Source organism: Paracoccus chinensis (genome assembly GCF_900102885.1).
Taxonomy (GTDB): Bacteria; Pseudomonadota; Alphaproteobacteria; order Rhodobacterales; family Rhodobacteraceae; genus Paracoccus; species Paracoccus chinensis.
The window spans coordinates 25,664-49,944 of sequence record NZ_FNGE01000013.1 but is presented as its reverse complement, the minus strand read 5'-3'; the positions used below and the strand labels follow the sequence as shown (position 1 = coordinate 49,944).

23 protein-coding genes are annotated in these 24,281 nt (G+C 70.4%); 3 read left to right on the top strand and 20 right to left on the bottom strand.

Annotated features, from left to right (window positions below; translation table 11 throughout):
* Window positions 1-85: 85 nt before the first annotated feature.
* The 5 genes from BLQ03_RS13210 to BLQ03_RS13190 form a co-directional block, all read right to left on the bottom strand.
* On the bottom strand, window positions 86-1,387 hold the full coding sequence (locus tag BLQ03_RS13210; protein ID WP_090756799.1) for a cation:proton antiporter: 1,302 nt from the start codon (window positions 1,385-1,387) through the stop codon (window positions 86-88).
* 151 nt (window positions 1,388-1,538) lie between these two features.
* Window positions 1,539-2,306 carry a BON domain-containing protein gene (locus BLQ03_RS13205; protein WP_090756798.1) on the bottom strand — a complete coding sequence of 256 codons (768 nt, stop codon included), beginning with the start codon at window positions 2,304-2,306 and terminating at the stop codon, window positions 1,539-1,541.
* Between the two features lie 88 nt (window positions 2,307-2,394).
* Window positions 2,395-3,657 carry a Gfo/Idh/MocA family protein gene (locus BLQ03_RS13200; RefSeq protein ID WP_090756797.1) on the bottom strand — a complete coding sequence of 421 codons (1,263 nt, stop codon included), beginning with the start codon at window positions 3,655-3,657 and terminating at the stop codon, window positions 2,395-2,397.
* A gap of 68 nt (window positions 3,658-3,725) precedes the next feature.
* Window positions 3,726-4,280 carry a nucleotidyltransferase family protein gene (locus BLQ03_RS13195; protein ID WP_090756796.1) on the bottom strand — a complete coding sequence of 185 codons (555 nt, stop codon included), beginning with the start codon at window positions 4,278-4,280 and terminating at the stop codon, window positions 3,726-3,728.
* Window positions 4,277-5,194, bottom strand: coding sequence for an XdhC family protein (locus tag BLQ03_RS13190; protein WP_245688904.1), 918 nt, complete (start codon window positions 5,192-5,194; stop codon window positions 4,277-4,279). Before BLQ03_RS13190 ends, BLQ03_RS13195 begins: the two co-directional genes overlap by 4 nt.
* Window positions 5,195-5,260: 66 nt before the next feature.
* On the opposite strand from BLQ03_RS13190, the gene BLQ03_RS13185 reads away from it, so the two are divergent.
* The 3 genes from BLQ03_RS13185 to BLQ03_RS13175 are packed head-to-tail and all read left to right on the top strand — an operon-like array spanning window position 5,261 to window position 8,963.
* Entirely contained in the window at window positions 5,261-5,779 is a 519-nt protein-coding gene (locus BLQ03_RS13185) for a 2Fe-2S iron-sulfur cluster-binding protein (protein ID WP_090756795.1), read from the top strand.
* Window positions 5,776-6,744: an FAD binding domain-containing protein gene (locus tag BLQ03_RS13180; RefSeq protein WP_090756794.1), complete on the top strand. Its 969-nt coding sequence runs from the start codon at window positions 5,776-5,778 to the stop codon at window positions 6,742-6,744. The genes BLQ03_RS13185 and BLQ03_RS13180 overlap by 4 nt, the downstream gene beginning before the upstream one ends.
* Complete coding sequence (locus tag BLQ03_RS13175) at window positions 6,744-8,963, top strand: xanthine dehydrogenase family protein molybdopterin-binding subunit (protein WP_090756793.1); 2,220 nt, start codon at window positions 6,744-6,746, stop codon at window positions 8,961-8,963. Before BLQ03_RS13180 ends, BLQ03_RS13175 begins: the two co-directional genes overlap by 1 nt.
* Before the next feature lie 6 nt (window positions 8,964-8,969).
* Here BLQ03_RS13175 and BLQ03_RS13170 read toward each other — a convergent pair whose 3' ends face one another.
* The 15 genes from BLQ03_RS13170 to BLQ03_RS13100 all read right to left on the bottom strand — a co-directional run bounded on the left by BLQ03_RS13170 (window position 8,970) and on the right by BLQ03_RS13100 (window position 24,274).
* The gene (locus BLQ03_RS13170) at window positions 8,970-9,575 is read right to left on the bottom strand and encodes an alpha/beta hydrolase (protein ID WP_090756792.1); all 606 of its coding nucleotides are present in this window, start codon (window positions 9,573-9,575) and stop codon (window positions 8,970-8,972) included.
* Window positions 9,576-9,580: 5 nt separating this feature from the next.
* Entirely contained in the window at window positions 9,581-10,510 is a 930-nt protein-coding gene (locus BLQ03_RS13165) for a VOC family protein (protein ID WP_090756791.1), read from the bottom strand.
* Between the two features lie 113 nt (window positions 10,511-10,623).
* The gene (locus tag BLQ03_RS13160) at window positions 10,624-11,523 is read right to left on the bottom strand and encodes a LysR family transcriptional regulator (RefSeq protein ID WP_090756790.1); all 900 of its coding nucleotides are present in this window, start codon (window positions 11,521-11,523) and stop codon (window positions 10,624-10,626) included.
* Window positions 11,524-11,701: 178 nt separating this feature from the next.
* Window positions 11,702-12,067 carry an H-NS histone family protein gene (locus tag BLQ03_RS13155; protein ID WP_090756789.1) on the bottom strand — a complete coding sequence of 122 codons (366 nt, stop codon included), beginning with the start codon at window positions 12,065-12,067 and terminating at the stop codon, window positions 11,702-11,704.
* Window positions 12,068-12,710: 643 nt separating this feature from the next.
* A complete protein-coding gene (locus BLQ03_RS13150) occupies window positions 12,711-13,832 on the bottom strand; it encodes a S1C family serine protease (RefSeq protein ID WP_090756788.1) in 1,122 nt (373 codons plus the stop codon).
* Between the two features lie 64 nt (window positions 13,833-13,896).
* On the bottom strand, window positions 13,897-15,912 hold the full coding sequence (locus tag BLQ03_RS13145; protein ID WP_090756787.1) for a BCCT family transporter: 2,016 nt from the start codon (window positions 15,910-15,912) through the stop codon (window positions 13,897-13,899).
* Between the two features lie 367 nt (window positions 15,913-16,279).
* On the bottom strand, window positions 16,280-16,864 hold the full coding sequence (locus BLQ03_RS13140; protein WP_090756786.1) for a hypothetical protein: 585 nt from the start codon (window positions 16,862-16,864) through the stop codon (window positions 16,280-16,282).
* Window positions 16,865-17,018: 154 nt separating this feature from the next.
* Entirely contained in the window at window positions 17,019-17,504 is a 486-nt protein-coding gene (locus tag BLQ03_RS13135; protein WP_090756785.1) for an HdeA/HdeB family chaperone, read from the bottom strand.
* A gap of 58 nt (window positions 17,505-17,562) precedes the next feature.
* Complete coding sequence (locus tag BLQ03_RS13130) at window positions 17,563-19,134, bottom strand: GMC family oxidoreductase (protein WP_090756784.1); 1,572 nt, start codon at window positions 19,132-19,134, stop codon at window positions 17,563-17,565.
* A gap of 15 nt (window positions 19,135-19,149) precedes the next feature.
* Window positions 19,150-19,671: a Twin-arginine translocation pathway signal gene (locus BLQ03_RS13125; protein WP_090756783.1), complete on the bottom strand. Its 522-nt coding sequence runs from the start codon at window positions 19,669-19,671 to the stop codon at window positions 19,150-19,152.
* Between the two features lie 44 nt (window positions 19,672-19,715).
* A complete protein-coding gene (locus tag BLQ03_RS13120; protein ID WP_090756782.1) occupies window positions 19,716-20,111 on the bottom strand; it encodes a VOC family protein in 396 nt (131 codons plus the stop codon).
* A gap of 89 nt (window positions 20,112-20,200) precedes the next feature.
* Window positions 20,201-20,491, bottom strand: coding sequence for a ribbon-helix-helix domain-containing protein (locus tag BLQ03_RS13115; RefSeq protein WP_090756781.1), 291 nt, complete (start codon window positions 20,489-20,491; stop codon window positions 20,201-20,203).
* A gap of 121 nt (window positions 20,492-20,612) precedes the next feature.
* Entirely contained in the window at window positions 20,613-22,505 is a 1,893-nt protein-coding gene (locus tag BLQ03_RS13110) for a PAS domain-containing sensor histidine kinase (RefSeq protein WP_245688903.1), read from the bottom strand.
* 277 nt (window positions 22,506-22,782) lie between these two features.
* Window positions 22,783-23,457: a FadR/GntR family transcriptional regulator gene (locus BLQ03_RS13105; protein WP_090756780.1), complete on the bottom strand. Its 675-nt coding sequence runs from the start codon at window positions 23,455-23,457 to the stop codon at window positions 22,783-22,785.
* Window positions 23,444-24,274 (bottom strand): sulfite exporter TauE/SafE family protein, encoded by an 831-nt coding sequence (locus BLQ03_RS13100; protein WP_090756833.1) that lies wholly within the window; start codon window positions 24,272-24,274, stop codon window positions 23,444-23,446. Before BLQ03_RS13100 ends, BLQ03_RS13105 begins: the two co-directional genes overlap by 14 nt.
* Window positions 24,275-24,281 lie beyond the last annotated feature (7 nt).

Sequence of the window (24,281 nt, the reverse complement as noted above, 5' to 3'; positions counted from 1 at the left end):
GACGGCGGCGGTTCAGGGTATCAACGGCCGGGCGCGCGCCATGTTCCCCCGAAAGGACCGGCGGGGGCAGAAAGCGTCCCCCCGCTCAGCCCGCGCCCGGTCCCTGCAGGCCGGGGGGCGGGATGTCCTCGGCATCGGGATCGCGGCCGTGGCGGCGGTCGAGCAGGCGCATGATCGGCGTGACCGTCAGCCCGTGCAGAAGGATCGAGACCAGGATCACCAGCCCCGCGATCGCCCAAAGCCGCTCGGCGCCCTCGGCCTCCATGTGGTTCAGCCCGTAGGCCAGGTAGTAGATCGAGCCCACGCCGCGGATGCCGAAGAAGGCGATGGTCAGCTTCTCGCTGGCCGATGCCCGCAGCCCCAGAAGGCCCAGCAGGCCCGTCGCGGGGCGGATCACCAGCAGGATGACCAGCGCCGCCGCCACGTCCCCCGGCGCGAGCCCCGACAGCAGCCCCTTGGCCAGCGCGCCGCCGAACAGCAGCAGCAGCACCATCATCGCCAGCCGCTCGACCTGCTCGGTCACGTCATGCATCTCGCGGTGGAAGTCGTGGCTGCGGTGGGCGGCGCGGAAGGTCAGCGCGGTCACGAAGACCGACAGGAAGCCGTAGGAATGGATGATCTCGGTCAGGCCGTAGGACACGAAGGTCGCCGACAGCGCGATCAGCCCGTCGCCGGTCTGCGCCAGCTTGGTCTCGGCCGGGATGCGGAAGGTGACCCAGCCGAAGGCGCGGCCGATCAGCCAGCCGCCCGCGACGCCCGCGCCGATTTCCCACAGGACGTTGTAGGTCAGCCATTTCGCGGCCCAGGGCTCTCCGGTCGAGGCGGCCAGCGACAGGGCGATGGCCAGGTGGACAAAGGGAAAGGCCGCGCCGTCATTCATCCCCGCTTCCGAGGTCAGGCCGAAGCGGACCTCGTCCTCCTCGCCGGTCCGGGGCGGGCCGACCTGCACGTCGGCGGCCAGCACCGGGTCGGTCGGGGCCAGCGAGGCGGCCAGAAGCAGCGCGACCGGCCAGGCCAGCCCCATCCATGTCCCGGCCAGCAGGGTAATGGCCGCGATACTGAGGGGGAGGGTCACCAGGATCAGCCGCCAGCTGACCTCCCACCGGCGCCAGCCGAAGGGGCGGTCGAGCTTCAGCCCCGCCCCCATCAGCGCGATGATGACGACGAACTCGGCGAAGCGTTCGGTGAACTCGGGGTGGTCCAGCGGCGAGGGCACCAGCCGCGCACCGGGCAGCGAGAAGACCGCCGCCCCCAGGGCGATGCAGACGATGGGCAGCGACAGCGGCAGCCGCCGCAGCGCCAGCGGCAGCCAGGCCACCAGCGCGATCAGGAAGCCCACGCCGGTCAGGACAAGGATGTAGGGATCGGGGTCGAGCAGCGGGACCATGGCACCCAGGGGGTCAGGGGTTCAGTCAGGCCGACAGCAGGTCTGTCCGGATGCGCGCGCGCGCCCCGTGCCTGTGTCCCTCGGATGCCGGTCCCCGGGGGATCGGCCATGGCCGCCGCCCCTTGCGCGGGGCGGCGGCCGGTGGCGGGGCTTACTCCCGCAGGGGGCCGCTTCCGCCGATGCGGCCGGCGTCGGGGTGGCGCTCGGTGACGCGCAGGTTGTTCTGGACGTGCCGCACGCCCGAGCAGCCTTCGGCCAGATCCTCGGCATGACGCTTGGCGAAGCGGCTGTCCACCGTGCCGCTCAGCGTGATCTCGCCGCCGCTGACCGAAACCTCGATGTCGGTGGCATCCAGCTGGGGGTCGTCGGTCAGCCGCTCGCTCACGTCCTCGCGGATGCGGTCGTCCGAGCGGCTGTAGTTGCGCGGGCCGCGGCCGCGATGGCCCGCGTCCATCTCGCGCCGGCGGCTGGCCTCCTCGTCGCCGAACCAGGACGCGATCTCGTCGCCCGCGCGCTCGAAGAACCCGCGCTCGTCCGAGCCGCCGCGCCAGCCGTCCCCGCCCTGGCTGCGCCGCTCGTGCTCCATCCCGAAGGACGGGGGATAGCTGGACATACCCATGCCCAGCCCCGTCATGCCGGGATCGGGGGCGCCGTAGTTGCGCCCGTAGCCCGGATCATAGCCCGGCCCGTCGGGGAAACGGCCGCCATAGGGGCCGCGGTCATCGCCGCGAGAGCGGGCGTCGCGCTGTTCAAAGCCCATCATGCCGTAGCCGCGCGCCTCGTCCATGTGGCGGCGGCGTTCCGCGTCCCGGTCGCCGGACCAGGACCGGACCTCGTCCCCTGCCCTGTCCATCCAGTCGCGGGACCGGTCCCGGCCGCCCCGGCCCCAGTCGTCGCGGTCATAGCGGTCCTGTGCCATCTGCGTCCTCCTCCAGAAGCGGGATGCGAAGGGGCATCCCCCTGTTCTTCAACCCCCGCCCCCCGCCTGCCGTTCCCGGGGCAGCGGCTCAGCGCAGGGTGCCGTCGGGGTTCACCTCGACCCATTCGCCCCGCTCGGCCGAGACATAGATCGCTTCCAGCAGGTGCATGTCGCGCAAGCCCATCTCGGCCGGGGTCAGGATGGGGACCCCGTCGCGGACCGCCTGGCTGAAATGGTCGATCTCGCCCGTGAACTGCTGCTCGCTGGGTTTCGAGGGGGTGGGCATCTCGTCCCCCTCGGCGGTGCTCAGCGTCAGGCGGTTGCCGAAATATTCGGTCGCGGGGTCCAGAACGGCCACGGCCTCTGACCCCCAGAGGTCGATCCGCTTCTTGTTGGCGACATAGCCCGACGAGATGCTGGCCCGCCGCCCCGAGGGAAAGACCAGCTGCACCTGCCCGATGGCCTCGATCTCGCCGAAGCGGCCGTCGGGGGTTTCAGGCGAGAAGGTGGTGGCGACCAGCCGCTCGGGGACCTCGTCCAGCAGCCAGATCAGGCCGTTCAGCGAATAGATCCCGATGTCCATCAGCGAGCCGCCGCCCGCGAGGTCGCGCACCATCCGCCACTGGTCGCGCTCGACCGCAGGGTCCAGCGGGCGGTGGTGGTCCGAGGTCGCATACCAGATGTCGCCCAGCTCGCCCTTCTGCACCATCTCCTTCAGGGCGGTGTTGTTCGGCTCGAAATGGGCGCGATAGGCGATCATGATCCTGCGGTCGGCGGCCCGGGCCGCGTCCATCATCCGCTGCGCCGAGGCCGAGTTATGGGCGAAGGGCTTTTCGCAGAAGACGTGCTTGCCCGCTTCCAGCGCGGCGATCACGTTCTCCTCGTGGATGGCGTTGGGGGTGATGACATAGACCACGTCCACCGCGTCGTTGTCGGCCAGCCCCTGCATCCCGTAGTCGTAAACGGATGTCTCGGGCACGCCCCAGGCCCCGGCCACCGCCAGCGCCTTGTCGCGGCTGCCCGAGATCAGCCCCGTCAGCTTGGCCTCGGCCGAGCGCCCGATCGCGGGAATGGCGTAGTTCTGAGCGAAATGGCCCAGGCCGCAGACGGCCCAGCCCACGCGCCGTTCCGGGGGCGAGGGGCGCGGGGTCGCGTCCAGTTCGGGCTCGGGGCGCCCGGCGGCCTGCCGCTCCAGCGGATCGGCGGGCGGGGTCTGGCCGCTGCCGATGGCGCGGCCGGCGGTCTGGGCCATGGCCTCGAGCCCGCCGAGGCCCAGCCCCATCCCGGCCCCGAGGCCGAGGGCGGATGTCCGCATGAAGCCGCGGCGCGAGAAATCAGGCAGGTCGTTCATGGGGAGATCCACTTCCGCTGAGGGACCGAGAGGCAACTCGCCCTGCCCCGGAATGTTCCCCGCGCGGTTCAGCCCGCCGACAGGTCCTGCGGCCGGTCCACGTCCACCAGCTCGGCCAGGGCGGCGGGGATCGTCACGGCATTCCCCAGAAGGACGCCCGCGCCCTGATCGCCGCGCAGCTTCGACAGCGCGGCAAAGGCGGACGCCGGGACGCAGGCGGGGGCGCCGGGGCGGCCGTCCGGATGCAGGACGGCCGAGGGGCGGTCAGCGGTGCAGCCCTCGACCAGCGCGGCAACCGTGGCGTCGGACAGGGCGGGCATGTCGCCCAGTAGGACCAGCAGCCGCGCGGCGCCCTGCCCCTGCGCCCAGGCCACCGCCGCGCGCAGGCTGGCCGACTGGTCCTCGTCCTCCGGCGCCAGCGGCTCCAGTCCCGGCAGCAGCGCCGCGATCCGCTTGTCGCGCAGGACAACCGCGCGTAGGTCCACCGGTGCGCGGGCCAGCAGCGCCCCGGCGCGGACCACCAGCGCCTGCCCGTTCCAGGGGGCCAGCAGCTTGTTGTCCGGCCCCCAGCGGCGGGAATGGCCCGCGGCCAGCAGCACGCCGACAGTCGGTCCCCCGGTCATTGCGCGCGCTCGGCCAGGATCTCGGCCAGCACGGACACCGCCAGCACGCGGGGGTCGCGGGCCGAGGGGATCAGCCCGATGGGCCCACGCAGGCGGGCGATGGCGTCCTCGGGGACGCCCATGCCGCGCAGCGCCTCGACGCGGGCGCGGTGGCTGCGCAGGCTGCCCTGCGCGCCCACGTAGAAGGCGGGGGTGGCCAGCGCCTCGGCCAGAACGGGCGGTTCGCGGTCGTGATCGTGGTAGAACAGCGTCACGGCCGTCCAGGGGTCGGCGTCCCCCGGCCCGCCCGCGCGCAGCACCACGCCCTGCGCGGCGGCGGTCGCGGCGGTCGCCTCGTCATGGGTCGCGAGTTCCGCGGGATAGCCCGCCGCATGGGCCAGCGCCGCAAAGGTCACCGCCTCGATCCCTGCCCCCCAGGTCAGGAAGCGCGTGGACGGCAGGATGCGCAGCACGAAGCCGGGTCCGTCCAGCGCCACCGTTCCCCGGTCGAGGTCGATCCCCAGAAGGCTGTCGCGCCGTGCCGTCCGCGCGGCCAGCGCCTGCCGCACCGGCGCGGGATCCTCGACCGGCACCAGCGCCACGTCCAGCCCGCCCCCGCAGGGCAGCACGAGGTCGCGGAAGGGCGAGCCCTTGCCATAGCGCAGCCGCCGCACGCGGCCTTGCGCCGCCACCTCGCGGGCGTGCAGCGCAAGGTCGGCCTCGATGCAGCCGGAACTGAGCTGGCCGACGCTGCCGCCGGTCGCCGGGAAGGCCATGATCGTGCCGGGGTTGCGGTAATGCGGGCCTTCCACCCCGGTGATGACGGCCAGCACGCCGCCGCCGGCCAGCGCGGACAGCGGATCGCCCATCGGGTCGGCCCCGGCAGGCGTGGCGATCGGCAGGGCCTCGGCCATGCGGGGGGCAATCTTGTTCATGGGCACGGAACACGCGGCGCGCCACGGTTGTTCCCTGTCGCGCCCGCAGCCGAAGGAGAGCCACGGATGGATGTCACCCTGACCGTCAACGGGACCCCCCATGTCCTGGAAATCGACGACCCGAGGGTCTCGCTTCTGGATGCGCTGCGGCAGCGGCTGGACCTGACGGGAACCAAGAAGGGCTGCGACCACGGCCAGTGCGGGGCCTGCACGGTGATCGTGAACGGGCGGCGGATCAATTCCTGCCTGACGCTGGCGGTCATGCACGAGGGCGACGAAATCACCACCATCGAGGGGATCGGCACGCCCGGGGACCTCGCGCCGCTGCAGCAGGCCTTCATCCGGCATGACGGCTTCCAGTGCGGCTATTGCACGCCCGGCCAGATCATGTCCGCCACCGCCATGCTGGAGGAGCTGCGCCAGGGCTGGCCCAGCCAGGTGACGGGCGACCTCGGGTCCCCGGCCCTCAGCGACGACGAGATCCGCGAGCGCATGTCGGGCAACCTTTGCCGCTGCTCGTGTTATCCCAACATCGTGGACGCGATCCGCGAAGTGGCGGGCAAGGCGGCGGAGGGCGCGGCATGAAGGCCTTCGACTATGCCCGCGCGGCAACGCCCGCCGACGCGATCGGGACCGACGCGCGCATTATCGCGGGCGGCACGAACCTGCTGGACCTGATGAAGCTGCAGGTCGAGACGCCTGCGCGGCTGATCGACATCAACCACGTCGGGCTGGACGGGGTCGAGCGCGACGGCGAGGGGCTGCGGATCGGGGCGCTGGTGCGGAACTCGGACCTCGCCGCCCATCCGGCGGTTCGGCAGGACTGGCCGCTTCTGTCCCGCGCGATCCTCGCGGGCGCCAGTCCCCAGCTTCGCAACCGCGCCACCACTGGCGGCAACCTGATGCAGCGGACGCGGTGCTATTACTTCTATGACGTGGACGCGCCCTGCAACAAGCGCGTGCCGGGCTCGGGCTGCGGGGCCATCGGCGGGGTGAACCGCATCCACGCGATCCTTGGCGCGTCGGACCACTGCATCGCCACCTATCCCGGCGACATGGCCGTCGCGCTGAGCGCGCTGGACGCGGTGGTCGAGGTCGAGGGCCCCGGCGGCCGGCGCGAGATCGCGGCCACCGACTTTCACCGCCTGCCGGGCGACCGCCCCGACCTCGACACCGAACTGCAACCGGGCGAGATGATCCTGTCCGTGCGCCTGCCCGCGCCACTGGGCGGGCGGCAGATCTATCGCAAGGTGCGCGACCGGCGGTCCTATGCCTTCGCGCTGGTATCCGTCGCCGCCGTCGTGACCATGCGCGCCGGCCGGATGGACAGGGTGCGGCTGGCCTTCGGCAATGTCGCCCACAAGCCCTGGCGCGCGCCCGCGGCCGAGCGGATGCTGACGGGCCAGGCCCCTTCGCCCGAGCTGTTCGCCCGCGCGGCCGAGGCCGTGCTGGAAGGCGCGCGCGGCCAGGGCCACAACGATTTCAAGATCCCGCTGCTGCGCCGCACGCTGGCGGCGGTGCTGGCCGAGGCCGTGCAGGAGACCGAGTGATGCCCGAACCGATCGAACTGAAGCTCGACCACCGGATGGATCTTCCCGACCAGGAGGACCTGCTGGACCGCATGGCGCAGGGCGTCATCAGCACGCCCATGGACCGACCCGAAGGGCCGCTGAAGGTCAGCGGCACCGCAAGCTATGCCGACGAGGACCATCCCCCCGGCACCGCCTATGGCTGGTTCGTGCGCGCCAACATCGCCAAGGGCTGGGTCACGGGGCTGAACACGAAGGAACTGCAGACCATGCCGGGCGTGCTGGCCGTGATCCGCGACGACCGCATGATCCGCAACCCGGCCCAGGGCGGGGACGCCAAGTCGCCCCATCAGGGCCCGGCCGAGATCTTCTACAAGGGCCAGCCCATCGCGCTGGTCGTGGCCGAGACCTTTGAACAGGCCCGCGACGCGGGTCTGGCCGCCCGCGCCGAATACAAGGACAGCAGCCACAAGGCCGTGATCCTTCCCGCGCAGGCGAAATACGAGGAGCCCCGCTCCAAGCAGTCCTCGCAGGGGAACCTGGACCGCGCCATGAAGAAGGCCGCCTTCTCGGTGGACGTGGAATACGACACGCCCTCGATGAGCCACGCCGCGATGGAGCCCCATGCCGCCGTCGCCTGGTGGGAGGACGGCCGCCTGACCCTGCGCGGCAGCTACCAGATGCTGAACAGCAACGCGCAGGAGCTGGCCGACGCGCTGGGGGTCAGTGTCAAGAAGGTCCGCATCCTGTCGCGCTACGTGGGCGGAGGCTTCGGCTCCAAGCTGGGGATCGGGCACGAGGGCGTGGGCGCCGCCATCGCCGCGCAGAAGCTGGGCCGCCCCGTCGCCATCGCGCTCCACCGCCGGCAGGTCTTCGAGGCCACCCACCGCCGCAGCGAGACGCGCCAGCGCGTGCGCCTGTGCTGCGACGCGGACGGCCATCTGACCGGCATCGGCCACGAGGCCTGGGTGTCGAACCTGCCCGGCGAGGACTTCAGCGAACCGGTGACGCAGGCGACCTCGTTCACCTGGGCGGGCGAGAACCGCGAGATCGGCCATTACATCGGGCGGCTGAACCTGACCGGCGCGGGGTCCATGCGCGCGCCGGGCGAGGCCGTGGGCGTGCCCGTCACCGACGCGGCCATGGACGAACTGTCCGAAGCCGCGGGCATCGACCCGGTCGAGTTCCGGCTGCGCAACATCCCCGAAACGGACCCCTCGACGGGCAAGCCTTTCAGCAGCAACCGGCTGGCCGACTGCATCCGGATCGGCGCGGAACGCTTCGGCTGGTCCGAACGGCCCAAGGTGCCCGGCAGCCGCCGCGAGGGCGAATGGCTGATCGGCTTCGGGATGAGCGCGATCATCCGCGTCAACATGCTGGGCGACTCGACCGCGCGGGTGACGCTGCGCCCGGACGGCACGGCGCTGGTGGAAACCGACATGACCGACATCGGCACCGGCAGCTATTCGGTGCTGACCCAGATCGCGGCCGAGATGCTGGGCCTGCCGCCCGAGCGGGTGACGACCGTCCTGGGCGACAGCGACCTGCCGCCCTCCATCGGCTCGGGCGGCTCGCGCGGGGCGGCGTCCTCGGGCAGCTCGGTCATGCTGGCCGCGCGCGCGCTGCGGGGCAAGCTGGCCGAGCGGATGGGCTGCGACGAGGAGGAGCTGACCCTGAAGGACGGCACCGTCATCGCCGGCAACCGCCAGCGCGACCTGGCCGACGTTCTGGCGGGCGACAGCCTGCAGGGCACCGGCACGATCCGCAAGGGCAAGGCCGAGGACGGGCACCGCCAGTCCTCCTGGGGGGCCGAGTTCTGCGAGGTCGCCGTCAGCAGCGTCACGGGCGAGGTCCATGTCCGCCGCCTGTCGGGCGTCTTCGCCGCCGGGCGTATCCTGAACGCCAAGACCGCGCGCTCGCAATGCATGGGCGGCATGATCTTCGGCATCGGCCAGGCCCTGCACGAAGAGGTCTTCCACGATGCCCGCGACGGCAGCTTCATGAACCGGGACCTGGCGGAATACCACGTGCCCGTGAACCTCGACGTGCCGCACATGGACATCGAGCTGCTGATGGACGACCGCGACCCCTTCGCCAATCCCATGCAGGCCAAGGGCATCGGCGAGCTTGCCCTGTGCGGCACGGCGGGCGCGATCGTGAACGCCATCGCCAACGCGACCGGGCACCGCTTCCGGTCCTTCCCGGTCACGCTGGACAAGGTGCTGGAAAAGCTCGGCTGACCCCCGTCAGCGGCGCAGGAAGCCCGCCACCGCGTTCAGTTCGGGCGCCGTGATCTCGTGCCCGCCGTCGCTCAGCACAAGCTCGAGCGCGGCGCCCTGCGCCCGCAGCCAGCCTGCCAGCGCCTTGGTCTGCGGCAGGGGGCAGATCGGGTCGCGGCGGCCGGCGGTCACCAGCACCTGCCGGCCCGCCAGCCCCGGCTGCTCCCTTGGTGTCCAGGGGATCAGCGGGTGCATCAGCACCACGCGGTCGAACAGGTCCGACGCCTCGAACATCACCGAGGCGAGGATGTTCGCCCCGTTCGAATAGCCCATGGCAAAGACGGGACGGCCAGGGTTCGCCTGCACATGGGCGCGCAGGAAGGCGGTCATCCGCCCGGTTCGGGCGCGCAGGTCCTCCATGTCATAGACGCCTTCCGCCCGGCGGCGGAAGAAGCGGCTCGCGCCACGTTCGGACACGTCCCCGCGCGGGGCGACGATCCCGGCGCCGGGCAGGATCTGCCCGATCAGGCCGGTGAACTGGTGTTCGTCCCCGCCGGTGCCGTGGAAGGCGAAGACCAGCGGCGCATCCGGCGCACCGGGCCGGGCAAGGTGATGGTAAAGATCAAGCGACATGGGTGTCAGTCCCTGATCTCGGGCAGCATCTGTTCCAGCCGGGGCCGCAGGTGGGCGTGCTGGCGGGGCAGCTTCAGCGCCTGGCCCAGGTGCGCGGTATCCTCGTCGCGGTCGAAGCCGGGCTCGTTGGTCGCGACCTCGAACAACACGCCGCCCGGGGTGCGGAAGTAGATCGCCCAGAAATAGTCGCGGTCGATCACCGGGGTCACGTTGTAGCCCGTGTCCATCAGGGCCTTGCGGACGCGCAGCTGCGCCTCGCGGTTCTCGACGGCGAAGGCGACATGGTGGACGGACCCCGCGCCCTGACGGGCAGGCTCGGCCTCGGCCAGCGTTTCCACGTCGATGACATCGGCACCGTTGCCGTTGATGGCGAAGCGGGTGATCCCGCCGTGCCGTTCCGCCTCCTGATAGCCCATGAAGCGCAGCAGCTCGGCCGTGGCGCCGGCGTCGCGCAGCCGCAGGCTGACGCCGCGGAAGCCGTGCACGCCCTCGGCGGCGGGCACCGGGCCGCCCGTCCAGGGGGCGCGGGGGTCGTCCGCGACCTCGACCAGCGCGAAGCCGTCACCGTCCGGACCCTGGAAGCGCAGGCGCCTTTCGCCGAAATGCTCCTCTTCCCCGAGAACACCCACGCCTTGCGCGGCGAAGCGGTCCTTCCAGTAGCCGAGCGAACCGCGCGGGACCGAGAACAGGGTTTCCGACACCTCGCCCGTGCCGGGGCGGCCACGGCGGATATGCGGAAAGGGGAAATAGGTCATGACCGTGCCGGCCGAGCCCGTCTCGTCCCCGTAATACAGGTGATACACGTGCGGCGCGTCGAAGTTCACGGTCTTCTTGACCCGGCGCAGGCCGAGCGTGTGCGTGAAGAAGTCGTTGTTCTGTTGCGCCTCCGCCGCCATCGAGGTGACGTGGTGCAGGCCCTTGATGTCGTTCAGCATGGCTGCCTCCGCAAGTGCATCGTTTCCTTGGTCCCAAGATAAGGGCGCGGCGGGACGGGCAGAACGGCCGGCAGCCGGCATTGATCATTGCGTTCTGCGCAATGATCCTGCGGTCAGAGGGGACAAGCCTCGCGGATATGGGCCTCGAAGACATCCGAGAAGGCGGCGACCTTCAGCGGCAGCCGTTCGTAGGGCGGGTAATAGAGCGTCAGCCAGATCTCGGGCGCGGACCAACCGGGCAGGACCTCGGCCAGACGGCCCGCAGCCAGGTCCTCCTCGACGATGAAGCGGGGCAGAAGGGCGATGCCCTCGCCGTTCAGGGCCAGCCGCGCCAGCACGTCGCCGTTGTTGGCGCCGAAGCGCCCGGCCGCGCGGTGGCTGCGGCGGGTGCTGCCCTTCGACAGCTCCCAGACCTCGTCGCGGGCATCGGCGCGATAGCCCAGGCAGGCGTGCCCGGCCAGGTCGGCGGGGTCCTGCGGAGTGCCCTGGACGCGCAGATAGCCGGGCGCTGCGACCAGCGCGCGCGGCACGGGACAGATCTTGCGCCAGATGGTGGACTTGTCGCCGGGCGGGCCCGAGATGCGGATGGCGAGGTCGTAATCCTCCTCGACGATGTCGACGAAGCTGTCCGACAGGTTCAGCGCCACATGCGTCTGCGGGTAAAGCCCGGCAAAGCGCGACAGCACGGCAGGCAGCACCCGCAGCCCCAGCGACATGGGCGCGCTGACGCGGACCAGTCCCGAGGCGATGCCCTGCGCCTCGCGCGTTTCCTGCGCGGCTCGGGTCAGCGCCTCGGCCAGCGGCGCCACGCGGGCGGCATAGACCGCCCCCGCCGAGGTCAGCGAGACCTGCCGCGTGGTCCGCACCAGAAGCTGCACGCCCAGCCGGTTCTCGAGCCCCGCGATGGTGCGCGTGACCGAGGCCGGCGTCAGGCCAAGCTGCCGCGCGGCGCCTGCGAAGCTCTGCTGCTCGACAACGGCCAGGAAGACGCGGATGGATTCCAGTTCACCCATGCGGGCAGCGTTGCATCAGCCGGAACGATGGGCAACAGCGCCCCCTTCCGGCGTCATGCGCCGAGCCCCTGCCCTGTCCCTCAACGAGGCACCGAACGCGGCGAAGGCCTTTCATGCAAGGCCCCCCGCCGAACGGCCCCTGCAAGGCAGCCGCACTGCGAGAAAGGCGCGCCGTCTTTCAGGCGGCCATCTCCTCCAGCGTCCGGCCCGCCTCCAGGGCGTCATGGACCCAGCGGGGTCGGCGTCCCCGGCCGCTCCAGGTCTGTTCGGGATTGTCGGGATTCACATAGGCCGGCGGCCCGCTTGATTCGGCCTCGCCCGCCTTGCTCTTCGACCTGCCCGACGGGCGATCGGATATCAGTTCCGACAGCTTGAACCCGTGGTCCCGGGCCGCCTGCTCCAGCGCCGAAAGCGCCTGCTGCCGCTTTCGCGTCTCGTAATTCGAGATGGCACGGTCCAGCTTCTTTCGCAGTTCCTTCAGCTCGCCGAGGCTCATTCTTTCCAGAACTTCAGACGAATTAGTCTTATCTTCCTTCCCATTCATCAGGTCAGTCTCCCCAGGTTTCTCCCGTCTCCTTTACGGGAGGATAATTCCGTGTCGTGGCCTCTATATTTGGCGATATCTTGCAAAATCAATATGAATGGCAATGCGGCTCTTGATAAAAATTAACGTGATTTGTTTCCGCTTCATGCCGGTGGTTCGCCGCTTGCCCCTGTCGCCGCGCACGGGCTTTCCCAAGCGCCGATCCGGCACCGGGGCAAAGGTCCTGCAGCGCGATCCCGTCGGGGCTCCGGCCTGCCTTTTCTCCTGAAAGACTGTTCACCCTCTTGCGGATACAGGCGTGATTGCCGACCGCTCGTGACTGCTGCTTAGCATGACTCGGGCGGGCTGAGGGTAGCCGGAATGTGACCCGGAACTTCACTCGGCAGGTTTCAGCGCAATTGTTGCTCTGGCGCCTCTATTAAGGAAGCTCCGGCGGGGTTCGATAATCATGCCCATGAAAAACGAACGCCCGTGAAATTCGACTTTTCCAGAGAATGACGGGTATCCTCTTCCACCGATGTCCCTGAAAAACCCGGAAAACCGCCCGCGCGTCCAGGGCATCCCGGAATTCGACCGTATCTCGCGGGCGACCTTCCCGCCCGGCGTCAGGAAACGGACGCGGCAGGGGCAATATGGCCGGCCGTCACTGCCCGGCGGCCAGCGTCACCGTGACCTCGGCCTCGCGGCCCTCGCGCAGAAGGCCGAGCGCGACCGTCTCGCCCGCCCGCCGCTGGTCGAGGGCCGAGCGCAGGTCCTCGGAATCCTCGATCGCCGCGCCGTCAAGGGACCGGATCACGTCCCCCAGCGCCAGCCGCCCGTCGGGGGTGATCCGCGCAGGCCGCAGCCCGGCCGCGGCGGCGGGGCTGTCGGGCGTGACCTCCAGCACCATCACCCCCTCGATCCCGGCGCGCCTGAGCAGGGCGTCGCCGCGCGGGTCATGCGCGACGCCCAGGGTGGGCGGCGCATAGCGGCCCGTCGCGATCAGCTGCGGCACCACGCGGTTCACCGTGTCCACGGGCACCGCGAAGCCGATCCCCGCGCTTGACCCCGAGGGGCTGTAGATCGCCGTGTTGACCCCGATCAGCCGCCCCCCGCTGTCCAGCAGAGGACCGCCCGAGTTTCCAGGGTTGATCGCCGCATCCGTCTGGATGAGCCCCCGGATCGCCCGGCCCCGCGCGCCCGGAAGTTCCCGGTCCAGGGCCGAGACGATGCCGGTCGTCAGCGTCCAGTCCAGCCCGAAGGGGTTGCCGATGGCAAAGACGCTCTGGCCCACGCGCAGGTCCTCGCTGACGCCCACGGACACGGGCAGCGGCGTCTCGGCGCCCGCGTCGATGCGCAGGACGGCCAGGTCGTGTTCAGGGGCCGCGCCCACCAGCCGGGCGGGATAGGCGCGGCCGTCGGCCAGCCGCACCAGCGCGCCGGTCGCGCCCTCGATGACGTGGTTGTTCGTCACCACATGGCCCTGCGCGTCCCAGATGAAGCCCGAGCCGCTGCCGCGCGGGACGTCATAGGCGTTCCGCGTCCAGAAATCGACGACGCGGCTTTCGGTGGTGATCGAGACGACGCTGTCGCGGGCATTCTCGAAGATGGCGATGGTGGTCTGCTCGACCCCCGCCAGATCCCCGCGGGGCGCGACGGCGCGGGGCTCGTCCACCGGTCCCTGAAGGGCCCGCTCCAGCAGGGGAAACCCGCGCCAGACCAGGATCACCAGGATCGCCGCAAGCGTCACCAGCGCGAGTCTCGGCAGAAAGCCGTCCTTGGTCATGCGTCGCATCCTTCGCCGGGGTCCGGGGCCGCCACGCGGATCAGACCCCGAAGCGCGGCCGGGATCAACGGGGACCGGGGTCCCTGGGCGGCGCTTCGGGCGCGTGCTCGGGCGCGCCGACCAGCAGGGCGGTCTCGGGCAGGCGGACAAGCTGCAGGTAGCGCTCGAACTGCACCAGCACGTCCGAGATGATCTGGTCGCGGGTCATGCCCATCAGGTCATAGCCCTGGCTGCCATCGCTGAAGAAGGTGCGCGCCTCGTGGCGCATCTCGGGGTCGGTGGCCTCGGGCAGGGTGAAGGCGGCGACCGCGCGGCTGGCCGGCTGCACGCCATAGACGAAGTCGCGGCTGTTGGGCGAGGGCACCTTCAGCACCGCCGTCTCCTCGCCATCCCCGAAGGCGACGCCCGCGTCGAGGCCCCGCCGCTTCAGCTCGGCCGCGACCTCGCGCAGGGCGGGCAGGATGGTGCGGTCGATATGCGTCCGGACCGCGGCCTGCGTGGGCGCGTCCAGCATCATGGCCAGCCGCCTTTCCCAGGACGGTCCCGCGGCAGGCTCGGCCCGCCGGGCAGTGAGGTCGCGGCCCATCTGGTATTGCGCCACGTCCGCCCGCATTCCCTTGGCCAAGGCCCAGATCAGCGCCAGCATGATCAGCGTGAAGGGCAGCGCCGTGGCGATCGTCGCCGATTGCAGCGCGCCAAGCCCGCCCGCCACCAGCAGGACGCCCGCGACCACGCCTTCCAGCGCGCACCAGAAGACCCTCTGCAGGGCCGAGGTGTCGGTGCGCCCGCCCGCCGCGATGGTGTCCACCACCAGCGAGCCCGAGTCGCAGGAGGTCACGAAGAACACCGAGATCAGCGCCACGGCGAGGGCCGAGGTGACGGCGGGCAGCGGCAGGTATTCGAAGAACTGGAACAGCGCGACCGACATGTCGGCGGCGACGGCGGCGGACAGCGCCCCATCCGCGACGGTCGTGTCCAGAAACAGCGCCGTGTTCCCGAAGACCGTCATCCAGATGAAGGTGAAGCCCACCGGGACGCAGAGCACGGCCACCACGAATTCCCGCACCGTCCGCCCGCGCGAGATGCGGGCGATGAACATCCCCACGAAGGGCGACCAGGAAATCCACCAGGACCAGTAGAACAGCGTCCAGGCGTCGATCCAGGGCCGCGGCTCATAGGCATAGATGTTGAAGGTCCGCAGCAGGAAGCTGTCGAGGTAGAAGCCGATGTTCTGCACGAAATCGCGCATCAGCAGCCCCGTCGGCCCCACCGCCAGCACGAAGAGCATCAGCAGGACCGCCATCACGAGGTTCAGCTCGCTGAGGATGCGGACGCCCTTGTCCACCCCCGTCACGACCGAGACCGTGGCCGCCGCGGTGACGATCGCGATCAGGGTCAGCTGCACCAGGACGTTGTTGGGAAGGCCGAAAAGATGCTCGAGCCCCGCGTTGATCTGCAGCACGCCGAAGCCCATCGAGGTCGCGACCCCGAACAGCGTCCCGCAGATGGCGAAGATGTCCACGGCATGCCCGATGGGGCCGTTGATGCGTTCCTTCAGCAGCGGATAAAGGCCGGACCGGATCGTCAGCGGCAGGTTGTAGCGGTGGCCGAAGTAGGCCAGCGACAGCCCGACCACGGCATAGATCGCCCAGGCGTGCAGCCCGTAGTGGAAGAAGGTCACGGTCATCGCCTGGCGCTGCGCGGCGACGGTCATGGGCTCGGCGTCGGGCGGGGCCGCGTAATGTGTCATCGGCTCGCCCACGCCAAAATACATCAGCCCGATGCCCATGCCGGCGGCGAACAGCATCGCGCACCAGGACAGATAGCGGAAATCCGGCGTGGATTCGTCCGGCCCCAGCTTGATGTTGCCGTACCGGCTGGCCGCGAAGAAGACGACCGCCCCCAGGAACACCGCCACGGCCAGCAGGTAGAGCCAGCCGAAGGAGGCCAGTGTCCAGCCCTGCACGGCGGCGAAGATGACCTCGGCCTGTCCCGGCAGGAAGGCGCCGACGGCCACGAACAGCCCCGTGAGCGCCACGGCGCCGATGAAGACGGGCGGGTTGATGATGAAGCGTTGCAAGAGTCCCTGGGCCTTCCCTGGCAGTCTGTCTTGCCCGTTACAACGGCAGGGAGAGGATATGGTTCACGCTCCCGCGGCATGGCCGGTGCCGGGGAAGCCGCGCCGCGACCGGACCCGGGCGGGTGCTGGCGGTGTGCGACCTGGGGGCTGCCCTCTCTGGTGAACACGTCCTGCGCCACGGCTTCCGCCCGGACGACCTGCGGAAGACGGGCGCCGATGTGCGGAGCCTTCGAGACGGTGGGCGCGAGCGTGCGGAACCCCTGACCGGGCATGGCGCGGGCCATTCTTTATCCGGCCACGCCCCGGCTTGCCGCCGTCAACGAAGGCGGCAGCATCAGCTCTTGCGGGCCGCGCCGCAGGGATGGGGTCAGCGGGGCGTCTCGATCCCCAGTTCGGCCGCCCTGGCCGCGTCGATCTGGCAGACGGCGGCCTTGGACAGGGCCGTGCCCTCGGCGGGGGCGGCGTCCCCTTCCAGCGCCTTCTGCGGGTTCTCGGCGGCGCTGGCGTCGGGCGCGGCGGCCTCGACCACCGGGGACAGGTCGCCGCTGGCGCCCGCCACCGCCGCGCTGGTCTGGTCGCCCGCCGAAGGCCCGGCCTGCGTTTCGGCCAGCGCCTGCGTTCCCGAGGGGTCCGCGCTCGGGACCGGCTGCTCGGTGGGACCCACGCCCGAGGCGCGCTGCGTGTCCTCGGGCGAGGCCACGGGCGCAAGGTCGGTGGCATCCGCCGCGACCGAGGTCGCCGCCATGGTCGCCATCTGCGTGTCGAGTTCCTCCCATTGCTGAAGCAGCGTCTCGGCGCTGACGCCGCAGGCGCGGGCGGCCAGATCGACGGGCACCTCGACCACGGTGCCCTCGACCCCGACCCCGACGGTCTGGGGCGCGCCCTGGGCCCAGGCGGTTCCGGCCAGCAGCGGCAGGGCAAGACAGGCGGCGACGGTCAGGCGATGTGACATGGCTGGAACTCCTCCCGGATGGATCTGCGCGAGACTGCGGACAGGGGCGCGACGAGGCGGACCCTGCCCGGCGACGGCGGTGCGAGGGCGTCCCCGCCTCCGGCCCCGGTCCCGGTTCCCGCCCCGTTCAGGCGCGTACCGGGACGGGCGGCTGTCACAGGCTGTTCCCGAAGGCCGCCCGCAGCGCGTTCAGCGCCAGGGCATCCGGGCCGCCCTCGCAGGAGGTCCGCATGGCGAGCAGCCGGCGGTCGCCGCCCTCGTCGGTGACGGATACCTCGGTCCCGTCGGGGGTGACCTTGCCGCTTTCGTTCTCGCCCGCGACGACCTCGGGGGCGCCGGTGCCGCCTTTGGTCCCGGTCTCGGGCGCCGCCTCGGCCGCCGCGGTTTCGGGCACGCCGGTCCGGTCCTCGACGACCTGGCGCCCGGCGCCCGGCGCGGGCAGGGGCGTGTCCGGTACGGAATCGCCCGAGGCATAGGCCAGCATCGCCGCCTTGACCGTGGCCTGGCCGTCCGCGTCAAGGGCCAGGAACTCGCGGCAGGTCATGGCCTCGAGCCGGGCCGCGACATCGGGCGCGGCCTCCTGCGCAAGGGCCGGGGCCGCGATGCTGGCCGCCGCGACGACCGGGAACAGAAACCTCATCCTGAAACCCCTTCGAAGGCTGGTGGAAAGGACGGGGGAACAGGCCCCCCGCCGCGCGTCACAGGTTGCCCGCGCCCATCTCGCGGGCGATGTGGTCGGCCTGGCGGATCGCCAGCGCCACGATGGTCAGGGTCGGGTTCTCGGCCGCCCCGGTCGTGAACTGCGAGCCGTCCGACACGAACAGGTTGGGGATGTCGTGGGACTGCCCCCAGCGGTTCACCACCCCGTCGCGCGGGTTGTCCGACATCCGGTTCGTGCCGATGTTGTGGGTGGACGGATAGGGCGGCGTCGGCAGCGACCGCACGGCCCCGGCGGCCCTGTGGATCGCGATGCCGCGCTCATAGGCGTGGTTGCGCATCGCCACGTCGTTCGGGTGGTCGTCGTAATGGACCACCGGCGTCGGCAGGCCGAACTGGTCCAGAACGGCCGTGTCCACCGTGATGCGGTTGGTTTCCTGGGGCATGTCCTCGCCCACGATCCACATGCCGGCCATGTTCTCGTAGCCGTCGAGCGCGCTCGTGAACTCGCGCCCCCAGGCGCCGGGATCGAGGAAGGCCGCCATGAAGGGCAGCCCCAGCGACAGCGTTTCCAGTTCATAGCCCGCGACGAAGCCGCGCGAGGGATCGTGGCGCGCCTCGTCCTGCATGATCCCGGCCATGGTGGTGCCGCGCCACATCCGCACGGGATGCTCGAAGATGCTGTAGACCGAGCCGGTGACATGGCGCATGTAGTTGCGCCCGACCTGCCCCGAGGAATTGGCCAGCCCGTCGGGGAACATCGACGAGGCCGAGTTCAGCAGCAGCCGCGGGCTTTCGATGGTGTTGCCCGCCACGCAGACGATCCGCGCCGCCTGCCGCTGTTCCACCCCGTCCTTGTCGAAATAAACGACGCCCGTGACCTTTCCGGTGTCGTCATGCTCGATCCGCGCCGCGTGGCAGCGTTCGCGCACTTCCAGGTTGCCGGTCTCCTCGCCCAAGGGGATCTCGGTATAGGCGGTGGACCACTTGGCGCCCCACTTGCAGCCCTGGAAGCAGAAGCCCGTCTGCTGGCAGGCCTGGCGGCCGCCGTATTCCAGCGAGTTGATCGCCATGCGGCCGGTGTGGACTTCCCTGTAGCCGACGTCCTTGGCGCCCTTTTCCATCACCAGGAAGTTGTTGTTGCCCGGCAGGCCCGGCAGGCCGTTGGTGCGGGTGACGCCCATCTTGGCCTCGGCCAGGGTGTACCAGGGATCCATCTCGGCCGCGTCGATCGGCCAGTCCAGAAGGCTCGCCCCGTCCACCCGGCCATAGGTCGTCAGCGCCTTCCATTCGTGCTCCTGGAAGCGCAGCGAGGCGCCCGCCCAGTGGGTCGTGGTGCCGCCCACCGCCTTGACGATCCAGGACGGCAGACCCGCGAAGTCCCGCGACAGCCGGAAGCTGCCGTCGGACCGCCGGGTGTCCAGCCAGGCCAGCTGCGCGAAGCTTGCCCATTCGTCGTTGATGTAATCCTCGGGCAGGTAGCGGCCGCCGGCCTCCAGCGCCACGACGGAGATGCCCTTCTGCGCAAGCTCGTTGGCAAGCGTGCCGCCGCCCGCGCCGGTGCCGATGATGACGACCACGCTGTCGTCGGTGTTGCTGAACGGAGCAGCCATGGTCCGGTCCCTCCCTTACAGCCAGGCGATGTCGTTGAAGCCGCGGTCGATATAGCCGCCGTGGCTGAAGCTTTCCCCTTCATAGCCGAAAAGGGGCCAGATTTCCTTCTGGTTATAGAGGTCGGTGACCAGGCCCGCGCGGATCGTGCGGAAGAACTCGCCCTTCTCGATGGTCCTCAGGACGGCCACGCGCTCGGCCTCCCACAGGGCGCCGAGGTAGCCCGGATGGCCCTGTCCCTGCGCGGCGGCGTCCAGCGCGGCGATGCCCGCCTCGACCATGGGGGCCTTTTCGGCGGTGTCATAGCCCTTGACGGCGACGGCATAGCGGTCGTCGGGGATGCGGTCGTGGGGATAGATGTCGCGCGCCATCTGCACCAGCGTCGCCATCGTTTCGGGCTTCAGCGCCGTCACCTCCAGCGCCCAGGCGGCCCCGCGTTCCGTGACCCAGCTTGCGCCGACAAGAAGGCTGCCCCCTGCCGCGACGCTGCGCGCCAGAAGCTCGCGCCGGGTCATCCCGGCGCGGTTGATCCTGTTCATGTTGTTCCTCCCTTGGGTCCGGCCGCCTCCCTGCGGCCTTGCCTTCAGCGATAGCGGCCTTGCCGCTGCAGCACCTCGATCTGATAGCCGTCCGGGTCGGCAATGAAGAAGAAGCGGGCGATCACCTCGCCCGCGGGGGCGAAGTCCACCAGCTTGCGCGGGGCATAGCCCAGTTCCGTCAGCCGCGCGTGTTCCGGTTCCAGCTCGTCCACCACGAAGGCCAGGTGCCCGTAGCCGTCGCCCAGGTCATAGGGCTCGGTCCGGTCCTTGTTGATCGTCAGCTCAAGCTCGAAATCGGCCTCCGGGTTGCGCAGGTAGACCAGCGTGAAAGCCGGGAAATCCAGCCGCGTCTCGACCTTCAGCCCGAAGGCCCGGTCGTAGAACTCGACCGAGCGCGCCTCGTCCAGCACCCGGATCATCGAATGGATCGCCTTGGCCATCGTGCCCTTCCCCTTCTTCCGTTTCCCCAAGACTACAGCCTGTCCGGCGGGGCGGGCAGTAGCAGGTTACTACAGGTTCACGTTTCGGCCTATTCGGCCGCGGTGGCGAACGGGGTGTTCCGCGCCTGCTGCGTCTCGATCAGGCAGGCGCAGCGCAGAAGCGAGGCGAAGTTGCGCGTTTCCCCCTGGATGTCCTGCACCTCGTCATGCAGGCGCGAGATGAAGGCGGGCGTCGTCATGCCCTCGCGTGCGGCCATGCTGTCGAGGATGCGCCAGAAGCTGCGTTCCAGCCGGATGCTGGTGGAATGGCCGCTGAGCCTCAGTCGCCGGGTGACGGGTTCATAGCTTTCGGGACACTGGCCTGCGTAGACCTGACACATGGGGTCCCCCCTTGTTGTGACGCCCGGGTCCGATTCCCTTGCGCCGGGGCCTGAGGCTGAACTTGGCGCGGCTTTCCCGGTGGAGCAAGCCCGACGGCACGGGGGGTGCCGCCCGGGGCCGTCACTGCGCCAGCTGGTCCATCCCGGCGGACAGGTGGACGATCAGCCCGCCCGGCTGCCAGTCGAACCCGATCCCGCCCCCAAGCTGGTCCGAGGCGGTTGCATGGGCAAGCTCGCTGCCGAAGCCCCGGCTGCTCGGCGGGGTGATGCCGGCGCCGCCAACCTCCTCGGCCCAGTCCAGCGACAGCTCGCCCTCCGACACCGTCCAGGTGACGGCGATGCGGCCCTCGGCGGTGGACAGCGCGCCATACTTGGCAGCGTTGGTCGCAAGCTCGTGGAAGATCAGCGCAAGGCCCACCGAGGCGCTTTCCCCCAGCGTGATGGCGGGGCCCTCGAAGGACATCCGCGGGTCGCCGGGCGCGCCGAGATGCGGCTGCACGATCTTCTCGATCAGCGCGCGCAGGGACGTGCTCTGCCCCTGCCCGACCTGGCCGCCCAGGGCCGAGCGGATGAGGTCATGCGCCCGCGCCAGCGCCGTCAGCCGGCCCCGCAGCGCCTCGGCCATCGCCGGGACCGAGGGCGCGCTGCGCGCCGTCATGGAAATCATCCCCAGCGCGATCGAGAACAGGTTCTTCACCCGGTGATCCATCTCGCGCAGCAGAAGCTGGCGCTTTCCTTCCGCTTCCTTCAGGTCGTGGATGTCGGTGCAGGTGCCGAACCAGCGCGTGATCGCCTCGTCCTCGCCGCGCACGCAATGCGCCCGCCCGACGACCCAGCGGTAGCGCCCCGAACGGTGCCGCAGCCGGTATTCGATGTGATAAGGCTCGCCCGTCGCGACGCTGTGCATCCAGGCCGCGCGGGCGCGTTCCTGGTCGTCGGGGTGGAACATGTCCTTCCAGCCGCCGCCATCGGTCGAGCCGGGCGCCGCGCCCGTGAAGTCATACCAGCGGTCGTTGAAGTAGTCGTGGTCGCCGTTGGGCAGGGCCGACCAGATCATCTGGTCGATCGAGTTCACGATCGCCTCGTATTTCGCCTCGCTTTCGCGCAGGGCGGCCTCGGCGCGCAGGACGTCGGTCACGTCCGTCGCCTGGACGAAGATCCCCTGCCCCAGGTCGCCGGGGTCCGCCAGCGGCTGGTAGACGAAGTCCACGATGCGTTCCTGCGGCGCCTCGCCCCCGAGGCCCTGGAAGGTCACGGGGATGGCGCGGCCGACATAAGGCACGCCCGTGGCATAGACGCGGTCGAGCAGGTCCAGGAAACCCTGCGGGACAAGCTCGGGCAAGGCGTCGGCGACCCGCTTTCCTTCGAGGTTCGTCTTGCCCACCAGCCGCTCGAAGGGGGCGTTGACGACCTCGAAGACATGCGACGGGCCGCGGAGAATGGCGTTCACGCTGGGGGCCTGGGCGAACAGCCGCCCCAGCCGCTCGATCTCGGCCTCGGCCTTGCGGCGGGCGACGATCCCCTCGGTCGTCTCGTGGCCCTGGTTGAAGACGCCGACGACGGTTCCGTCCTCGTCGCGGATGGGCGTGAAGCTGTAGTTCCAGTAGGTTTCCTGCTGCACGCCGCCGCGCATGATCGGCAGCATCTGGTCGAAGGCGGAAAAGCCCTCGCCGGTTTCCATCACCCGCGCCAGCTGCGGCCCCACGACGTCCCAGATGTCGGACCAGACCTCGGCCGCCGGCTGGCCGAGACAGGCCGGGTGACGCTCGCCCGGGATGGGCGACCAGGCGTCGTTGTAAAGCAGGCGAAGGTCGCGGCCCCAGTAGATCGCGGTCGGAAAGCTGGAATCCAGGCAGATCGACAGCGCCAGCCGCAGCACCTGCGGCCATTCGTCGATCGGACCCAGGGGCGTGCCGGACCAGTCGCGGGACCGGATGCGCCCGCCAAGCTCGCCGCCGCCCGAAAGGAAGCCCGGGGACCGGACGTCGTTATCTCGTTTCATCCAGTCCGCCATCACGGGGTTCCCCCTGCCCGAGCCCGGGCGATACGCGGGCGCGGGAATCTTGTCGATATCCGGGACCGTTCGCGCTTTTCCCTGGGTGGAAGATGAAGAACCCCGGCAATGAAATGAGCTCCGATCCAATCGCGCCTGTCCGCGGAAGCCCGCGCCGGAAAACCGCCCTGCTTTCCGGCGACTATGCCGCGCCGCAGCCGTAACCAGAATTCGGCAAAAGCGGAACCGATCAAATGTTATCCGGCAGGGAGGAAGGCGGAAGGCCGCCCGAAGCGGTTCAGCGGCGGCGGCGCATCCGGTGGGCGATGCTCAGCAGGTGGCCCTCCATCGCGCGGGCGGCGCCGGCGCTGTCATGGGCCGAGATGTGGTCCACCAAGGCCTGGTGCTGCTGGCCCAGTTCCCGGATGCGCTCGGCGTCCAGCCGGTCGCCGCGCCAGGCGGCCCAGTCCGACTGTTCGCGGATGGACCGGATCTGATCATAGACGCGCAGGAACAGGGGGTTCCGCGCCAGTTCGGCAATGCGGAAGTGGAAGATCGCGTCGGCGATCTCGTAGCCCTCGGGGCTGCGGGCGGTCAGGGTGTTGGCCATGAGGTCGCGCAGGGCGCGGGCGTCCTCGGCCGTGGCGCGCTCGGCAGCCAGCGCGGCCAGCGCCGGCTCGACCTCCATCCGCACCTCCATCACGTCGCCGGGGGTGACGCTGCGGGCAAGGCTTCTCAGCCCCGTCCCCGGCACCGGCGGCGGCACCGTGAAGGTGCCCAGGCCGTGGCGGCGGAACAGAAGCCCGTCGCCTTCCAGCGCCGCCAGCGCCCGGCGCAGCCGCGTGCGGCCCACGCCGAAGCGCGCGGCGAGGTCGCGCTCGGGCGGGATGCGGCCCTCCTCGTCGGCGATGCGGGGCAGTTCCGCCCGCAGCGCCGCCTCGAGCGGGAGCGTCTGGGTGTCAGGCGCCGGCAAGGTCGATCCACATCCTGATCGAGGTCAGCAGCAGGAAGATCCCGAAGGCCATCCGCAGCTTGCGCCGGTCGATGCTGTGGGCAAGCTTCACCCCGTAACCCGCAAGCCAGGTGGACAGCGGGATGATGACGGCCGCGAGATACAGGTTGACGTAACCCAGCGAGAGCGGCGGCAGACCTTCCTGCCCGAGACCCGTCATGGCATAGATCACCGCGCCCGGCAGGCCGATGACAAAGCCGATGGCGGCCGAGGTGCCGACCGCGCGGCGGATGTCGTAGCCCAGGAAGTTCAGCAGCGGCACGCAGACGGTGCCGCCCCCGATCCCCATCATGGCCGAGACCGCGCCCGCGAAGACGCCGAAGCTGGCCCAGGCGGCGGCGGGGAAGCTGCGAGGCTCGACATTGCCCGAGGGTTTCCGCAGGATCATGTCCAGCGCCACGAACAGCGCGATGGTGGCGAAGACCGCGACCAGCACCCAGCCCGAGACATAGCCGCCGACCAGCGAGCCCAGGATCACGCCGACGATGATCCAGGGCACCCAGCGCCGCAGCAGGCCCGTGTCGATGGCCCCACGCCGGTGATGGCCGATCCCCGAGGACAGCGAGGTGAAGACGATGGTGGAGAGCGACGTCCCTACCGCCACCTGCATCGTCAGCGCCGGATCCATCCCCGTCAGCGACAGCGCGAAATACAGCGCCGGGACGATCACGATCCCGCCGCCCACGCCCAGAAGCCCGGCGATCACGCCGCCGAAGGCCCCCGCCGCAAGCGCGATCAGCGTCAGTTCGATCAGCGCCTGCGTTTCCATGCCGCCCATCATGCCG

What these genes read in the sequence shown, in the direction of transcription:
- BLQ03_RS13210 (WP_090756799.1), bottom strand. Translation starts at nt 1,387, where the DNA reads ATGGTCCCGCTGCTCGACCCCGATCCCTACATCCTTGTCCTGACCGGC.
- BLQ03_RS13205 (WP_090756798.1), bottom strand. Translation starts at nt 2,306, where the DNA reads ATGGCACAGGACCGCTATGACCGCGACGACTGGGGCCGGGGCGGCCGG.
- BLQ03_RS13200 (WP_090756797.1), bottom strand. Translation starts at nt 3,657, where the DNA reads ATGAACGACCTGCCTGATTTCTCGCGCCGCGGCTTCATGCGGACATCC.
- BLQ03_RS13195 (WP_090756796.1), bottom strand. Translation starts at nt 4,280, where the DNA reads ATGACCGGGGGACCGACTGTCGGCGTGCTGCTGGCCGCGGGCCATTCC.
- BLQ03_RS13190 (WP_245688904.1), bottom strand. Translation starts at nt 5,194, where the DNA reads ATGAACAAGATTGCCCCCCGCATGGCCGAGGCCCTGCCGATCGCCACG.
- BLQ03_RS13185 (WP_090756795.1), top strand. Translation starts at nt 5,261, where the DNA reads ATGGATGTCACCCTGACCGTCAACGGGACCCCCCATGTCCTGGAAATC.
- BLQ03_RS13180 (WP_090756794.1), top strand. Translation starts at nt 5,776, where the DNA reads ATGAAGGCCTTCGACTATGCCCGCGCGGCAACGCCCGCCGACGCGATC.
- BLQ03_RS13175 (WP_090756793.1), top strand. Translation starts at nt 6,744, where the DNA reads ATGCCCGAACCGATCGAACTGAAGCTCGACCACCGGATGGATCTTCCC.
- BLQ03_RS13170 (WP_090756792.1), bottom strand. Translation starts at nt 9,575, where the DNA reads ATGTCGCTTGATCTTTACCATCACCTTGCCCGGCCCGGTGCGCCGGAT.
- BLQ03_RS13165 (WP_090756791.1), bottom strand. Translation starts at nt 10,510, where the DNA reads ATGCTGAACGACATCAAGGGCCTGCACCACGTCACCTCGATGGCGGCG.
- BLQ03_RS13160 (WP_090756790.1), bottom strand. Translation starts at nt 11,523, where the DNA reads ATGGGTGAACTGGAATCCATCCGCGTCTTCCTGGCCGTTGTCGAGCAG.
- BLQ03_RS13155 (WP_090756789.1), bottom strand. Translation starts at nt 12,067, where the DNA reads ATGAATGGGAAGGAAGATAAGACTAATTCGTCTGAAGTTCTGGAAAGA.
- BLQ03_RS13150 (WP_090756788.1), bottom strand. Translation starts at nt 13,832, where the DNA reads ATGACCAAGGACGGCTTTCTGCCGAGACTCGCGCTGGTGACGCTTGCG.
- BLQ03_RS13140 (WP_090756786.1), bottom strand. Translation starts at nt 16,864, where the DNA reads ATGTCACATCGCCTGACCGTCGCCGCCTGTCTTGCCCTGCCGCTGCTG.
- BLQ03_RS13135 (WP_090756785.1), bottom strand. Translation starts at nt 17,504, where the DNA reads ATGAGGTTTCTGTTCCCGGTCGTCGCGGCGGCCAGCATCGCGGCCCCG.
- BLQ03_RS13130 (WP_090756784.1), bottom strand. Translation starts at nt 19,134, where the DNA reads ATGGCTGCTCCGTTCAGCAACACCGACGACAGCGTGGTCGTCATCATC.
- BLQ03_RS13125 (WP_090756783.1), bottom strand. Translation starts at nt 19,671, where the DNA reads ATGAACAGGATCAACCGCGCCGGGATGACCCGGCGCGAGCTTCTGGCG.
- BLQ03_RS13120 (WP_090756782.1), bottom strand. Translation starts at nt 20,111, where the DNA reads ATGGCCAAGGCGATCCATTCGATGATCCGGGTGCTGGACGAGGCGCGC.
- BLQ03_RS13115 (WP_090756781.1), bottom strand. Translation starts at nt 20,491, where the DNA reads ATGTGTCAGGTCTACGCAGGCCAGTGTCCCGAAAGCTATGAACCCGTC.
- BLQ03_RS13110 (WP_245688903.1), bottom strand. Translation starts at nt 22,505, where the DNA reads ATGGCGGACTGGATGAAACGAGATAACGACGTCCGGTCCCCGGGCTTC.
- BLQ03_RS13100 (WP_090756833.1), bottom strand. Translation starts at nt 24,274, where the DNA reads ATGGGCGGCATGGAAACGCAGGCGCTGATCGAACTGACGCTGATCGCG.